Source organism: Streptococcus sp. E29BA, from assembly GCF_041807805.1.
Classification (GTDB): Bacteria; Bacillota; Bacilli; order Lactobacillales; family Streptococcaceae; genus Streptococcus; species Streptococcus entericus.
Map to the genome: position 1 here is coordinate 1 of NZ_JBGTZA010000071.1, position 862 is coordinate 862.

General features: G+C 37.7%; 3 protein-coding genes. All 3 read right to left on the reverse strand.

Annotation, left to right across the window (positions count from 1 at the left end; translation table 11 throughout):
* Positions 1-87: 87 nt before the first annotated feature.
* Entirely contained in the window at positions 88-237 is a 150-nt protein-coding gene (gene rpmG / locus ACERC8_RS09930) for a 50S ribosomal protein L33 (protein WP_002262412.1), read from the reverse strand.
* A gap of 14 nt (positions 238-251) precedes the next feature.
* Complete coding sequence (gene rpmF / locus ACERC8_RS09935) at positions 252-428, reverse strand: 50S ribosomal protein L32 (RefSeq protein ID WP_018368706.1); 177 nt, start codon at positions 426-428, stop codon at positions 252-254.
* 337 nt (positions 429-765) lie between these two features.
* Positions 766-862, reverse strand: a 97-nt coding sequence (locus ACERC8_RS09940) for an LPXTG cell wall anchor domain-containing protein (protein WP_373659702.1), incomplete at its 5' end; no start/stop codon positions are given.

Genomic DNA, 862 nt, shown 5'->3' on the forward strand with positions numbered 1-862 from the left:
TCATAAAAAAGCACCCCATTCGTTAGATTATCTGTCTAACTTTTGGGGTGCGGTTCAAAAGTCCGTTAGGGCTTTTTGTAGATTGTCTTATTTAACTTCAGTAAAAATCACGTGCTTACGCAATTTTGGTGAGTATTTTTTCAACTGAAGACGGTCTGGGGTGTTACGCTTGTTTTTAGACGTCAAGTACAAACGCTCACCAGATTCTTTGTGTTCAAGTGTGATATTAACGCGCATTTGTATCCTCCCTCTTATTCGCCAGCTTTAGCGATTTTACGTCCTTTGTAGTATCCTTTCAAAGATACACGGTGTGAACGTGAGTAATCACCAGTAATTTCGTCAAATTTTACCGTTTTAGCGGTCAATTTGTAGTGGGTACGACGTTTATTTTTTTTCGCTTTTGATGTGCGACGTGCAGGTACTGCCATGTCTTTTTATCCTCCGATAAGTTTAATTTGATTTTCATCAACTTTATTATTCTACCATAGTTTTTTTGTAAAGTAAAGTTACTTGACACTTTTTTAAAACGATAAAGCTAATAACTCTCCTTTTCGCATAAAATACTTTGCTATTTTTTTGAAGTCATCTCTATATCTTTGTGCAAATTAAAATTTTTCACAACAACGTGCGATAAGAATGTTCTGTATCTCCTATTTTGATGAGTTTTCTATACCAATTTGAAAAGTCTGCTGAACAGTTGCATCACCATCCGTCCTAACAACCAAAAAACTAGACTGGTTCATGACCAATCTAGTTTTTATTAGCTTATCTAGCTCGTCTTCTCCGTCCGGCTAAGCCTAGGGCTGATAAGAGGGCTGTTGCGCCGACAGCAGCTAGAGCTGTGTGAACATCGCCTGTTGCA